Origin of the sequence: Mariniflexile sp. AS56 (genome assembly GCF_030552475.1) — a bacterium.
Taxonomy (GTDB): Bacteria; Bacteroidota; Bacteroidia; order Flavobacteriales; family Flavobacteriaceae; genus Mariniflexile.
On the sequence record NZ_JAUPED010000016.1, the window covers coordinates 23,207 to 37,724 of the forward strand.

7 protein-coding genes are annotated in these 14,518 nt (G+C 32.7%); all 7 read left to right on the plus strand.

Annotation, left to right across the window (positions count from 1 at the left end):
- The first annotated feature begins 281 nt into the window (after positions 1-281).
- Positions 282-3,482, plus strand: coding sequence for a TonB-dependent receptor (locus Q5N74_RS15965; protein WP_304389998.1), 3,201 nt, complete (start codon positions 282-284; stop codon positions 3,480-3,482).
- A gap of 17 nt (positions 3,483-3,499) precedes the next feature.
- Positions 3,500-5,188, plus strand: a complete 1,689-nt coding sequence (locus tag Q5N74_RS15970) for a RagB/SusD family nutrient uptake outer membrane protein (RefSeq protein ID WP_158977253.1) — start codon at positions 3,500-3,502, stop codon at positions 5,186-5,188.
- Positions 5,189-5,357: 169 nt separating this feature from the next.
- Positions 5,358-7,079, plus strand: a complete 1,722-nt coding sequence (locus Q5N74_RS15975) for an alpha-L-fucosidase (protein ID WP_304389999.1) — start codon at positions 5,358-5,360, stop codon at positions 7,077-7,079.
- Between the two features lie 7 nt (positions 7,080-7,086).
- A complete protein-coding gene (locus Q5N74_RS15980) occupies positions 7,087-8,229 on the plus strand; it encodes a putative glycoside hydrolase (protein WP_304390000.1) in 1,143 nt (380 codons plus the stop codon).
- Between the two features lie 419 nt (positions 8,230-8,648).
- Positions 8,649-10,118 carry a sulfatase-like hydrolase/transferase gene (locus Q5N74_RS15985; protein WP_304390001.1) on the plus strand — a complete coding sequence of 490 codons (1,470 nt, stop codon included), beginning with the start codon at positions 8,649-8,651 and terminating at the stop codon, positions 10,116-10,118.
- Between the two features lie 2 nt (positions 10,119-10,120).
- On the plus strand, positions 10,121-11,515 hold the full coding sequence (locus Q5N74_RS15990; protein WP_159020729.1) for a glycoside hydrolase family 28 protein: 1,395 nt from the start codon (positions 10,121-10,123) through the stop codon (positions 11,513-11,515).
- Between the two features lie 10 nt (positions 11,516-11,525).
- Positions 11,526-13,427 (plus strand): S9 family peptidase, encoded by a 1,902-nt coding sequence (locus Q5N74_RS15995; protein WP_304390002.1) that lies wholly within the window; start codon positions 11,526-11,528, stop codon positions 13,425-13,427.
- Positions 13,428-14,518: the final 1,091 nt, after the last annotated feature.

Consider the following 14,518-nt stretch of genomic DNA (forward strand, 5'->3'; position numbering starts at 1 on the left):
TAAATGAATTACTCTTATTAATTTATTCTTTTTTTAGATAAAATAAAAATTGCAGAGGTAAAATAAAGAATTAGAAAATTTCGAATTCTATTTTGGCTACCAAAAACAAATATTAGGTAATAAAAGCATAAAAATTTAGAAAATCGGTTTTTTGAGCAACAAAAAAAGTGATTTAAGAAATACATTTTTAGGATTTGACACTAAATTTGGCATACAAACTAAAAAGTGTTTTATAAATCAAGATGGAATTATAAAACCTAACTATTAACTAAACTAAAATTATGAAAAAATTATTAAGTGCATTTATGTTGTTTAACTCAATGCTGTTATTGGGTCAAATGCAGAATGTTTCTGGGCTTGTTGTAGATAAAAATGAAAACCCTCTTCCTGGTGCTACAATAATTGTAAAAGGAAGTAAAGTTGGTGGTGTCACCGATTTTGATGGAAACTTTACGATCAAAGTTTCAGAACCAGTAGATGATAAATTATTAATAGTTTCTTATATTGGATATAAAGAACAACTTGTTTCTTTATTGCGTAATAGGAATCTTAAAATTATCATGTTAGAAGATACCGAGGACTTAGATGAGATAGTGGTTATTGGATATGGTACCGTTAAAAAAAGTGATTTAACTGGAGCTGTTGTATCCATAAAAGCTAAAGACATTACCAAAGTAGGAGCCGTATCTTTAGATCAGGCATTGGCTGGTAGAGCAGCAGGTGTATTGGTAACACAAACCTCTGGTGTTCCTGGTGCTGGGGCAAGTATTAGAATTAGAGGTATTACTTCTACGAATGGTTCAGAACCTTTGTATGTTGTAGATGGTATCCCTTTTGATAACGAGCAAATAGAGGGCTTAAATGATGAAAGTCAATCAGCGAGTATGAGTCCTTTGTCAACAATTAACCCGTCTGATATAGAGTCTATTGAGGTTTTAAAAGATGCTTCTTCTACGGCTATTTACGGATCAAGAGGGGCAAACGGAGTTATTTTAATTACTACAAAAACAGGAAAGTCAGGGAAAGGAAAAGTGCAAATTAGCTCTGATACTGGTTTGGCACAGATAAGAAAATATTATGATGTACTTGATGCTAATGAGTACACTATAGTTAGGAACGAGGCGTATACAAATGATGGTGATCCAAATCGTGTTTCTCAAGATGATTTAGAAAGTGCTCTTGCAGGAGAGTTGCCTACAACAAATTGGCAAGATGAAATCTTTAGAACAGGTCAAAGTACAAATTTTAATGTAGGTATAAGTGGAGGTAGTGAGGCTACTACATATAATTTTTCTACTAATATTTCCAATATTGATGGAATACTTAAAGGAACAGATTTTAATCGTATCGCAAGTCGTTTGAATTTAGATACAAAGGTGAATGATAAATTGTCCTTTGGAACAAGAATTAATTACACAAATGTAACGTCAAATCAAAAAAGTACATCAACGAATACAGAAGGTGCATACGGAACAAATAGTGTTATTAGTAGAGCGCTTAGAACCGCACCAACTGTTGCTTCTGATGCTGTTTTTGAGTTTGATGATGTCGATGGGACTAATGGTGACTTGACTTTATATTCTCCATTAGAAGCTTTAGAAGGTAATATATATAATAACATTGTGAATGAATTTAGAGGAAGTGTGTTCTTGAAATACGAACTAAATAAAAAGATGTACTTTAGGTCAGATGTATCCTATTATACTAGATATGTTGGACAAACATTTTATCAGTTAAAATCTCTTTCTACAAGAAGCGGTACTCAAGATGGTAGAAGTGGATGGGCAAAAACCCAGGATAGTAGGTCTACGGGACTTGTAAATCAAAATACTTTTAATTATAATTTTGATTTTGGGAAGAAACACAAATTCACAACAATGATTGGTCAGTCTATCAATACGAGTCAGAGTTTTTCTGTTAGAACGTCGAATTTTGGTTTTGCCAATGATATTTTAGGTATCTATGACCCAGGATCTGCAACATATCAAGATGATGATGTTATTAGTGCTGTTGATTCTAACTTGCTTTCATTCTTTGGTAGGTTAAATTATAATTATAACAGTAAGTTACTTTTTACATTTACGGCTAGAGCGGATGCTTCTTCAAGATTTGCAGAAAATAATAAATGGGGGTTTTTCCCAGCAGCAGCTGCGGCATACAATCTTCATAAAGAGAATTTTATCAAAAACACGAATGTAATATCCAATTTAAAATTAAGATTAAGTTACGGATATTCTGGAAATCAATCTGTAGCACCATATCAATCATTGTCTATTCTAGGAACAGATCAACATATCTTTGGAGATGGTAGTGGAGGTGAAGCTGCAACTGCAATTGTTGCTCCTTCACAATTACCAAATGCTGATTTAAAATGGGAATATACAAAGCAGTTAGATTTTGGAATAGATTTTGGATTGTATGAAAATAAAATTACAGGTACTGTAGAATACTATAATAAATCAACAGAAGATTTACTCTTTAATGGTATAGCGATTCCTTCGCATTCTGGTTTTACTTCATACACTAAAAATTATGGATCACTTGAAACTAATGGATTTGAGTTTTCTATGAATGCTCATATTATTAGCAAACCAAAATTTAGTTGGACTTTAGGAGGAAATGTAAGTTTTGGAAAAACAATAGTTAAAGATTTGGCAGAAGATTATGTTCAAGCTGGTTTACAATGGGGTATTGTTACAGACACTCAAAGATTAATTATAGGCGAAGAATTTGGTGCTTTCTACGGATATAAAACTGCTGGAATAGCTCAGTTTGATGATTTTCAAGAATTTCAAGGACTTTCAGAACAGGAGCGCATAGATACATATAATGCAAATCCAACAGCCAACTATACATTGGCTGAAGAAGTAGCAGGAAAAGCACCTAGAAGTACTACACAGCTAAACCCAGGGGCACAATTATATGAGGATATTGATGGAAATGGAATTATAAACGGGGAGGATCAACAAGTAATTGGTAGAGCACAACCTGATGTGGTTTTTGGAATAAATAATTCATTCTCATTTGGAAATATTGACCTTAGCTTCTTCATAGATGGACAAGTAGGTAATGAGATTGCTAACATGATGTCTTTACAGACCTTAGCTTTTAGTGGTAACCAGCAATCGAGTATAGTTAAGGAGGCTTGGACAGCTACAGATCCAAGCTCAGTTTATCCAAGATTAAATAGCGAAAATAATGGACAATATGTTTTTAGTGATAGGTTTATTGAAAATGGTTCATTTATTAGGTTGCAAAATATAACCTTAGGTTATAATTTCCCTAGAAAGGTAACACAAAGTTTAGGACTGAATAATCTGAGATTATACACTTCAGCATCAAATTTATTTGTACTTACTAAGTATTCTGGATATAATCCTGATGTTTCGCTTTCAGGAACCAGAGTTATAAGTCTTGGTCATGATAATGCGGCCTATCCTGTTCCTTCTTTAATAAGAATTGGAGTTAATGTACAATTTTAAAAAAAAAAAACTAAAAAATGAAAAGTATATATAAAATTTTATTGACGATTTCTTTATCATCGGTAGTTTCTTGTGAAGGATTTTTAGAAGAAAATCCTCCAACATTTATTTCTACTGCTAACTTTTATCAAGATGAGAGCCAGGCTAGATCTGGATTAGATGCTGCCTACAACTCATTGGATAATCACAGTTCTGTAACATCTGCTTATGGGTTTTCATGGCCTATGTTAGATTTGGGGACAGATGATGTTTCTTCTAAGCTGAATGAAAATAATGAAAGTCCTGATTTTCTATCTCATAATATATCGTCTACCCTCCGTTTTATAAATTTAAGACAACAATATGCAATATGGTGGCAAGGAATTTCTAGAGCAAATTATGCAATGGAAAATATTCCTAACGTACCAGATATGGATGATGCGACCAAGAATAGTATGGTTGGTGAGGCTAGAGCATTAAGAGCGCTTTATTATTTGCATTTGGTTAAAACATTTGGAGATGTACCGTTAATGTTGAATTATGTATCTACGGAAGCTCAAATAAATGTAGATAGAGCACCGGTAGATGATGTGTACGATGAGATAATTATTCCAGATCTTAAGTTTGCAGAAGAACACTGCGAAGATGCACTTCATTTTGGAAGAGTTACTAAATGGACTGCAAAAATAATTTTGGCTGATGTGTATCTAACGAGAGCAGGTTGGAGAAGAACATCTCAAGGTGAATTTGTACAAGGAGATCCTGTTAATTGGGCATTAGCTCGAGATAAGGCATTAGAAATTATTGAGAATTCTCCTCATTCTTTAAATACAGTACCAGAGGTTGATGGACTTCATGTGACGCCATCTTATGGAGTAGCATGGAACAATCCTTTTACTAGTGAATCGATGATGGAAGTAGCAACTTTAGCTGAAGATGGTTTAGGATCTCGATTAAGTAAAGGATGTGCAGCCTCTAATAGTGGTGTTAGTTATTGGGGACTTTTTAGTGCTCAACCATTATTAGATGAAGGAAATTCGTCTACAGTTTCTCAAATGAGGTTTCCTGGTAAGCCAGGTACAGCTGGGAATTATATACCAACTCCAAATCTTTACAGAGCTTTTGAAGATGGAGATATTAGAGGAGAATGGAGTTTAATGACTAGGTATAAAACAGCTGATGGTACTGAGTATGTAATAGCACCAGTATTTAGAAAATATGTAGATATAGATTATTATTTAGGATTACCAGAGACATCGCAGTTTAGAACCAATTCTAACTTTATATTATATAGATATGCAGATGCACTTTTGATCTATGCAGAGGCAGCAAATGAAGCAGAAGGATCACCAAGTGATTTGGCATATGGTGCAGTAAACCAGATAAGAAGAAGGGCTTTTGAAGTTACAGATGATTCTAGAGACTTTTCAGGTCTTTCACAAGAAGAATTTAGAACTGCAGTATGGCTAGAAAGAAGACGTGAGTTTAATGGAGAAGTTAAGAGACGTTTTGATTTAATTAGAACCAATCGTTTGTTTACTGCTACAGATCCTTCTGTACCTAATCAAATGGATAGATTTTGGAGTGAAGAGGAAGATTCTGCAACAGAATATACAAACATGCATATTTTATATGGTAGTGCGCCTTTTCCTGATAGAGAATGGTTATTGCCTATTCCTCAGGTTGATATAACTTTGACAGGTTGGGAACAAAACGAAGGTTATTAAAAATGAAACAACCAAGAGCAGTGGCTTATTTAACCGATTCGCCCCTTCTCTTGCTTAAAAGAAATAATATTAATAAAAAATGAATATATTTAATAAAAGTAATTTATCCCTTGTAGTCTTTTGTCTATTAATCGCTTTTTCTAGTAGAGCTCAAGTCAAAACAGAAAGTATGGATAAAATGTGGGGGGAATCTAATGTTTCACCGGACGCTTTAAAAAGCGGAAAAGGTAAATTCTTTGATGAAAGTAATTTCGGAATGTTCATTCATTGGGGTTTATTCTCAAATCTCGGAGGTGTTTGGAACAATAAAACTTATTATGGTATTGGCGAATGGATTATGAATCCAAGAATGGCGGGAATACCTGTTGAAGATTACAAGCAAATTGCAAATGACTTTAATCCAACTGGTTTTGATGCAAAAAAAATAGCACAATTAGCCAAAGATGCTGGAATGAAATACATTGTAATTACTAGTAAGCATCACGAAGGTTTTGCTATGTTCGACTCTAAAGTAAGCGATTTTAACATTGTAGACGCTACCCCTTTTGGACGAGACCCAATGCACGAGTTAGCAGATGCTTGTCATGAAATAGGTTTAGGTTTCGGGTTTTATTACTCGCACAACCAAGATTGGACAGCTCCTGGAGGTAAAGGAGGTCCTAAGACAGATGAAAATGGAAAAGAAGCTATTTTTAAAGATTACTTCTATAATAAATGCAAACCTCAGGTAAAAGAGATTTGTACAAATTATGGTGATATAGATTTTGTATGGTTTGATACACCTGGAGATATGCCAAAGGAATATGTAGAAGAATTAGCTGCTATGGTTAGAGAATTACAACCAAAAGTCATGATGTGTAGTCGCGTTGGCTATGGTTTGGGCGATTATGCCAGTGTTGGCGATATGGAAGTTCCAACAAAACGTATTGAAGGTTTATGGGAAACATGCGATACTAATAATGATTCATGGTCTTATGCTTGGTACGATAATAATTTTAAAAGTCCAAAAGTCATTTTAAGTAGATTATTGGAAACAGTAGCACGTGGTGGTTCTTATTTGTTTAATGTAGGTCCAAACGAATTAGGAATTGTTCCAGAAATTGGCGCTGAATTTTTAAGAGAAACAGGAAAATGGCTAAAAAGATATCCTCAAGTGGTTTATGATGCCGGCTATTCTCCATGGGATTATAAATTACCTTGGGGAGATGTTACAACAAAAGGTAACAAGATGTATTTAGCAGTTTCAGAATGGCCTACTGATGGTAAATTGTATTTACCTGGTTTAAAAACTAAAATCAAATCTGCTAAAATTCTAAATCCTGAAGGAAGAGATCAAAAAATTAAATTTAAACAAGGAAAAGACAATTGGGTTACTTTTAATGTTCCCTTTAAAGCTCCGGATCATTTAATTTCCATTATAGAAGTTGAAGTTAATATCAAAAAGGGAGAAGACATAATTGCTGAAGACACAGCTTTAGGAATCTATCCAAATACAAGAACAGAATTAATTACTGAGTTTGGAACTGTTAGCAATGCTACACAAGCAAACAAAAAATGGATGGAGAAGTTCGGTGAATGGAAACACGTCAACCAAGTTGGAAATTGGGAAGAAAATGGTCAAATATCTTGGAGTATCGACGTAAAAAAAGCTGGATATTACTATTTAGATTTAGATTATAGGGGTGCTGATCGTTTGGTTTGGAAAACAACAACAGATGAAGGTATTATAGTACAAAACCAACAAGCCGCTACCGAAAAGTATGTGTTTTACAATATGGGTATTTTAGAATTTAAAACCCCCGGAAAACACACCATAACAACAACTTTAGTAGAAGGAGATAGAAAAACAGCCAGTTTAAAATCAATAGCTTTAAGACCTATAAATGATTAATTAGGATATGAAGCGCGTCACTTTAAAAGTTATTTTTAATGCTTTAATCCTGTTTATCTGTTTTCAATCAAGAGGACAATCAAATAAAGCTTTTCCCAAATTCAGTTGGGATAAAGTACCTGTGGCATTTCATTTTGGAAAACAGGGAGCTTTAACTAACGATGAAGCAAAATTTATTGCATCGCATTCAAATTATGTCGTTTTAGAAAAAGGACATGGTTTACCAGATTCTAAAAACACCGAAACTGGCATTAAAGTAGACGCAAAAAAATTAAAAGAATTGAATTCCAATATGAAAGTCATTTTCTATTGGAATGCTTTTCTAGATATCTCAACATACGAAGCACATCATGTATATAAAAGTCATCCAGAATGGTGGTTAAAAACAAAGGAGGGGGAACTTGATTTAAAAAAGGGAAAAACAAAACGCTATGATTTGTCCAACCCAGAAGTTCGTAAATGGTGGGTAGAAACAGTAAAAAACGAAATTTCGAACGGCTCTACCGATGGGGTTTTTATGGATGCTTTTATTCAAGTAGGAAGTCCAGCAAATATTGAACTATGGGGCCAAGAGAAATACGATAGGATTCAAGAAGGGTTAAAAAAATTAATAGCCGAGACCAGAGCTGCTCTTGGAAATAACAATCTAATAGTTTACAACGGTATTCGAAGTAACCCAAGAAGAAATGTTGGAAATAACTTTCCAGATTATACCGACGCCGTAATGATTGAACATTTTGGCATTATTAACAGTAGCTCCAAAGAAAGCATGCTACAAGACATCCAAGAAATGGAGAAAGCCGGAAAAACTGGAAAAATAGTAATTTTTAAAGGGTGGCCTGGATATACTTGGCTAGAAAAAGATTTTATGGCAAAACCTCTTAAAGAAAAACAAGAAATTTCTAGAAAAAATATAACATTTCCTTTGGCTTCATTTTTAGCAGGCGCACAAGAAAACTCTTATCTCATATATAATTGGGGCTATCGCTTTAAACATGGTGCAACAGATTGGTATCCTGAATTTGATAAACCACTGGGCAAACCATTAAACAATATGAAAGTGAATGGTTGGGAGTTAACTCGTGATTTTGAACATGCCTCTATTTGGGTTGACTTAGAAAACAAAATTGCCAAAATCGATTGGAAATAACCAATGAACTCCTTCTACATGGATTGAAACTTCAAATAATGAAGATGGAAATCTCTAGTCATAACTATCAAAAAAAGAATACATTAAGTTCTGTGCATGAATTAAAATTTTTGAATCCATTCTTTTACCTAGAGTACAAAATCTTTGAAACTGAAAATTTCTTGATTTAGAGTCGTAATGTCTTGACGGAAACCTCCATTAAATTTTAAACTCATCATTTTAATATCATATATTATGGTTTGTTTTTTTCTAAAAAGTTAATAAAGTAAAGAGCATCCGGCTTTTTCTATTTCCTTATTCTATTGTTTTATTAATTTATAGCTAGAAAAATCTTAAAAAAAATAATATTACTATCAATACTATAGAGCTGTTTTATATTTTTATTTACAATAATTGATTTGAGAAACAAATAAATCTAAATGAGTAATTGGTTCGTTTATGATTTTAATAATTTCGCTGAAAACCATTTTATTATGAAAGGCATTAAACTTATTACATGTTTATTTTTAACTACTTTACTTTTGCAAAGTTGTAAAACTGATACTAGCAATAAACCTATTGAAAACAAAGAAACCCAACCTAATATTATTTTCATATTTGCCGATGATTGGGGCTATGGTGATTTAGGAATTCACGGAAGCTCATTTTGTAAAACGCCTAATCTGGATAAAATGGCAGCTGAAGGAATTGATTTTCAAAATTTCTCAGTAGTCAATCCTGTTTGTTCGCCTAGTAGAGTTGGAGTCATGACAGGTCAGTTCCCTGCGAGACATAGTGTACATGGTCATTTTGCTACAGTTGAGTCTCATATAAAACGAAATATGCCAGATTGGTTAAGTACAGAAGCCCCCTTGTTACCACGAATGCTTAAAAAATCTGGGTATGTAACTGCTCATTATGGAAAGTGGCATTTGTCAAACACGCCTGTAACAGATGCTCCATCTCCCTTAGAATATGGATATGATGAATATGGGGCTTTTAACTTGCCAAATAGATTGCATCAAATGCAAGTGGATTCTACATTGTATAAAACCATAGATTTTATAAAGAAAAATAAAGACAAGCCTTTCTTTGTAAATGCATGGATTCATGCAACACACACGCCTCATTATCCAAAGAAAGAATATATGGATAAGTTTTCAGATTTTGATGAACAACAACAGGTGTATGCCGCAGTAATAGCTGAATACGATGATCGTATTGGGCAATTGTTTAAAACATTAAAAGATTTAGGAATAGATGATAATACTCTTGTACTTTTTTCTTCTGATAATGGTCCAGAATTTACAGGAACTACAAAAACACAAGAAGATGATTCAACTGGAGGTGGTCTAGGATCGTATTATTCAGTTGGAGAAACGGCAGGTCTTAAAGGACAAAAGCGTTCGTTGTTTGCTGGCGGTGTTCGTATTCCTTTTATCGTGAGGTGGCCAGGTTCAGTACCTGCTGGAGTTCATGATAAAACAACACAATTATCCACGGTAGATTTGTTACCTACTTTTTTAGAATTAGCAGGAGGTAAATTGCCTGAAGGATATGAACCAGATGGTGTTAGTATTGTAGAGGCTTTAAAAGGTAAAGCGGTTAAACGAGAAAAACCAATTTTTTGGGACTGGAAGTTCTCAAATAATAGACCAGAATTCTGGCCTTCAGCATGTATTCAAGAAGATAACTGGAAGCTTTTAACCAATTCAAAATTAGGCAAAACTGAATTATATAATATCAATACAGATTGGTCGGAAAAAACAGATGTAGCAGATAAATACCCAGAAAAAACTTCAGATTTATTAAATAAAATTAAAGCGTTTGAACATACTTTACCTACAGCACCTCTAAGTAATACTTTTTCTAAAGAAAGAGAACTATTAACTAAACAATTAGGAAACTAAGTATGAAAAATCAATTATTAAAAGTTACTGTAATAGCACTATGTTTAATCTGTTTTGGAAGCTGTAAAAACAATAATGAGTACAATATTCTAGATTTTGGAGCAATTAATGATACTACAATTGTAAATACAGTAGCAGTTCAAAAAGCTATTGATAAATGTGCTGAGAATGGTGGAAAAGTAATCTTTCCTTCTGGAAAATATGTTATAGGTACAATTAATTTAAAAAGTAATGTTGAATTACATATTCAAAAAGGAGCAGAACTTTTGGGGAGTTTGTCTTTAAAAGACTATTCCACAAAAAATAAAGGAGCTATAGAGGCACCAGCATTTAATAAGAGCTTATTGTATGCGGAGAATGCTCATAACATCAAAATAACAGGACAAGGACTTATTAACGGTAGAGGTACTAAAGGTAATTTCCCTGTAAAAGTAGCAGATAGCTTAGGAGAGAGACCCATGTTAATGCGTTTTATAAATTGCAATAATATAGAATTTAGAGATGTCTCATTTTTAAATAGTGCTTCTTGGTGTGTTCATATGGTTTCTTGTGAAAATATTACAGTAAAAAAAGTTACAATCGATAGTAGAGTTAACATAAATAACGATGGTTTTGATTTAGATGGATGCACAAATGTTTTAATTGAAGATTGTGACATCAAGACAGGAGACGATGCTATTTGTCCAAAAAGCACCACAACTAAAATCACAGAAAATATGGTTGTTAAAAACTGCAGGGTAGAAAGCCATACAGCAGCTTTTAAGTGCGGAACATCATCAAGAGGAGGGTTTAGGAATATTAAAGTTTCTGATTGTGATTTTTCCAATACACGAATGGGAGCTATAAAACTTTTACAAGTAGATGGTGGTATTCTAGAAGATATTACAATAGAAAACATTACTATGAATAATGTAGAGGGGCCCCTTTTTATTAGGCTTGGGAATAGAGGTAGAATTTATGATAAGCCAACAGAGCAAATTTATAATTTGAAAGATGGAGGAAGTGAAGGAGCACCTACGGGTTCCATAAAAAATATTACCATCCGAAATATAAAAGCTACAGTGGTTAGTACTATTCAAAAACGTTGTGGCATTATGATTACTGGTATTCCAGGGCATTATGTGGAAAATGTTTTGTTAGAAAATATTACTATTTCTTATCCTGGTGAGGGTACTGAAGAAGATGCAAAAAGAGATGTTCCTGAAGATATTGCGAGATATCCAGAGCAATTTTTCTTTGGAGTATTGCCTTCTTGGGGTGCATATATTCGTCATGCAAAAAACATTGAATTTAAAAATGTAATCATGACTACGCGTAATAGCGATGCTAGAGAAAAAATTGAGCTAGTTGATGTTGTAGGTTTTACGAATAATGCATCTTCAAATATTATCAATTAAATAAGTTAAGATGATTTTTAAAAATGTCATTATCGCATTATTATTTATAATGCCATGTATTTTAATTTCCCAAAATCAAGAAAATGATACTTTTATTACTCTAAATGAAGCTAGAAATGTACCTCAGAATTTCCATGAGCTGTGGAGTCACTATGATCCAAGAAAAGAACCTTTAGATACAGAGATTCTTAAAGAGTGGGAAGAAAATGGATTCATCTTTAAAGTTCTAAGATATAGGGTTGGAGTTTTTAAAGGCAAAAAAGCTATGGTGGCCGCTATTTATGGCTATCCAAAAAACGCAAGTAACCTACCTGGTTTAGTGCAAATACATGGCGGAGGACAGTATGCCGATTATAGAGCTGTACTAACAAATGCTAAGCGCGGTTATGCTACCATTTCTATTTCATGGGCGGGTAGAATAAACGCACCAGAATATAAAGTAACACCAAAGGAAGTAAAGCTTTTTTGGGCTGGTAAAACAAAAGATGCTAATTACAAAATAACCACAGACTGGGGAAAATTAGATGGATATCATGCTCCAACTAGATACAGCTCTAAGGGAGGTTACGGAGGGTCTTTAGCCCCAGAGGATTGGTCTTTAGATTCTGTGGATTCCCCAAAAAACAGTCGTTGGTTTTTAGCTGCTTTGGCAGGAAGAAGGGCTTTAACATTTTTAGAAAATCAACCACAAGTAAATGCAAATAAGTTAGGTGTGTATGGGCACTCAATGGGAGGTAAGCTTACAGTATTAACAGCAACAGATTCAAGAGTAAAAGTAGCAGTCCCTTCTTGTGGAGGAATAAGTGATAATGACAATGATATATATAAGGATTTATATAAAAATACGATTGGAGATAATTCTTATTTAAAAGAAATAAAATGTCCTATATTATTTTTGAGTCCTTCAAATGATTTCCACGGACATTTAAAAGATATCCCTAATGCAACAAGCTTAATAAATACCGATGATTGGAGAGTTGTAAGTTCTGCGCATATGAATCATAAGGATTTAGGAGAATATGAGGTGTCAGGTTTGCTTTGGATGGATCAATATCTAAAAGGAAGTTCAGAGTTGCCTAAAACACCTGAAAGTAAAATAAAATTAAATACTAAAAATAAAATCCCTCTTATTGAGGTGTTACCAGATAATTCCAAACCAATTATCGAAGTTGATATTTATTATACATTTCAAGGAGAAATTTCAAGAGCTACTAAAAGTGAAGAAAGAGAAAATAGAATAAAGAGGTATTGGAACTATGCTAATACGGTAAAAGCAGGAGACAAATGGAAAGCTGAATTACCTTTAATTCGCATAGACAAGCCCGTTTGGGTCTATGCAAATATAAAATATAGGTTGGGCAAGCCTCAGCAAGGTGCGGGCTATTATTATAATATATACAAAACGGATAAATTTAATATATCTACACCTATCCAAGTAATTTCTCCTGAAGATTTAAAAAAATCCAAAACTGTTGTCACTGATAAACCTTCATTAATTATTGAAGACTTTAAAGGTAATTGGGAAAAAGAGTGGTTTTACGATAAAAAAAATATTTGGGGAAGAAGTACTCATAAACCTTATAGTACGAAATATAAAGCACCTAAAAAAGCGAGATTGGGAATTGAGCTAATTAGTAAAGAAGCGAATAAAATGGTCATTCTCTTAGATGATTTTGCCTCAGAATTAATTCTTATTGGAGGTTCAGAACCTCAAAAATTGATACTATCACCCAAAGACTTTAAAAATATAAAAGGAGAATCTTTAAAAGATTTTACTCTTGTAAAAGAACTTTCATTGTTACCTAAAAAAGTAATAAAAGGAAAAAAGAATACTAGTTCAAAAACGGTGAAACTTGGAGGGGAATGGAATGGAAAAAAACCTATTTTCAAAAAAATGTATTGGGTTAAATAGTACTGTTAAATTGAGATGTATAAAAAAAATGAAAAATTCAAGAAAAGTTACCTTTATTACAGTTTTTTATGTGTTTGTGCCATCACGATGAATGCACAAACGGAAGTTATTGGTCTTAAGTAAATTAATGTTCATTTTTTTGCTTATTAAAAAAAGAACTTGAAAATTATATAGGTCTGTTTTCTCCAGCTGCCGTAAGCAGAACCTAAATTACTATAGAGAGCGTTGCGCTCGTACTCGATTTTTGAGGGTTTTGTTTTTTTAATTGGTTAAAAGGGGAATGTCCTTATAATTAATGTATAATTTTTACGAATAACATAGTTGTTGTAAAAACAACTATGTAGGATAGAAATACATATTAAGCTAAGTTATAAAATATAGGTGTAGGCTTTTCTTTTTAGAAAACAGAACCATTAAATAATTTGAATTATATATAATCATGAACTAGCTGTTTAGTCATTCAGCTAATTGTCTAGTTTTTTGCAAGTCTGGTATTTGTGGTTACAAGTATCTTATAGATGTTGAATAATTTATTATGAATAGAATTAAAAATTGATAAAAATGATGTTAAATATTACAATAGGTATTTTGGTAGGGCTAATAATAACTATACTTTTATTAAAATATAGTTCGAATGATTTTACTAAATAAGAATTCGTAATATATCATTTCAAGGTTTAGTAGGACTATTTTAGTGTTTATAAATATATATCCATGTTTTTAATTTTAGAAAAGGCCATTAAAACCCTTATTTGATAAGAATTTTTAGTGTTTATCTAGTATTGATTTATTTTTTTTTAGATGAGATATTGTTATTCTAAGGTATGAGAATTAAAATTTATTACAGCTTGACAGCTACTACATATTAAAAATAAAGTAATTGAATAAATTTGATTTGTTTTCATTTGCACCTTTATTTACCCATTTATTAAATGAGAAATTAATTTATACAGGGTTAACAATTTATTACACTTTGGTGAATTTTTTGTAGTTAGGTTTTTTTAACTGACTGATTTTTTAGAGGTAAAATACATTTAACATATTTTATAGTATATTGACTTGTAGTATCTCATTCTAGCACATTCCCCTCC

Bases quoted from the DNA above. Each gene is read 5' to 3' on its own strand.
- Q5N74_RS15965 (WP_304389998.1), top strand. From the start codon at position 282: ATGAAAAAATTATTAAGTGCATTTATGTTGTTTAACTCAATGCTGTTA.
- Q5N74_RS15970 (WP_158977253.1), top strand. From the start codon at position 3,500: ATGAAAAGTATATATAAAATTTTATTGACGATTTCTTTATCATCGGTA.
- Q5N74_RS15975 (WP_304389999.1), top strand. From the start codon at position 5,358: ATGGATAAAATGTGGGGGGAATCTAATGTTTCACCGGACGCTTTAAAA.
- Q5N74_RS15980 (WP_304390000.1), top strand. From the start codon at position 7,087: ATGAAGCGCGTCACTTTAAAAGTTATTTTTAATGCTTTAATCCTGTTT.
- Q5N74_RS15985 (WP_304390001.1), top strand. From the start codon at position 8,649: ATGAGTAATTGGTTCGTTTATGATTTTAATAATTTCGCTGAAAACCAT.
- Q5N74_RS15990 (WP_159020729.1), top strand. From the start codon at position 10,121: ATGAAAAATCAATTATTAAAAGTTACTGTAATAGCACTATGTTTAATC.
- Q5N74_RS15995 (WP_304390002.1), top strand. From the start codon at position 11,526: ATGATTTTTAAAAATGTCATTATCGCATTATTATTTATAATGCCATGT.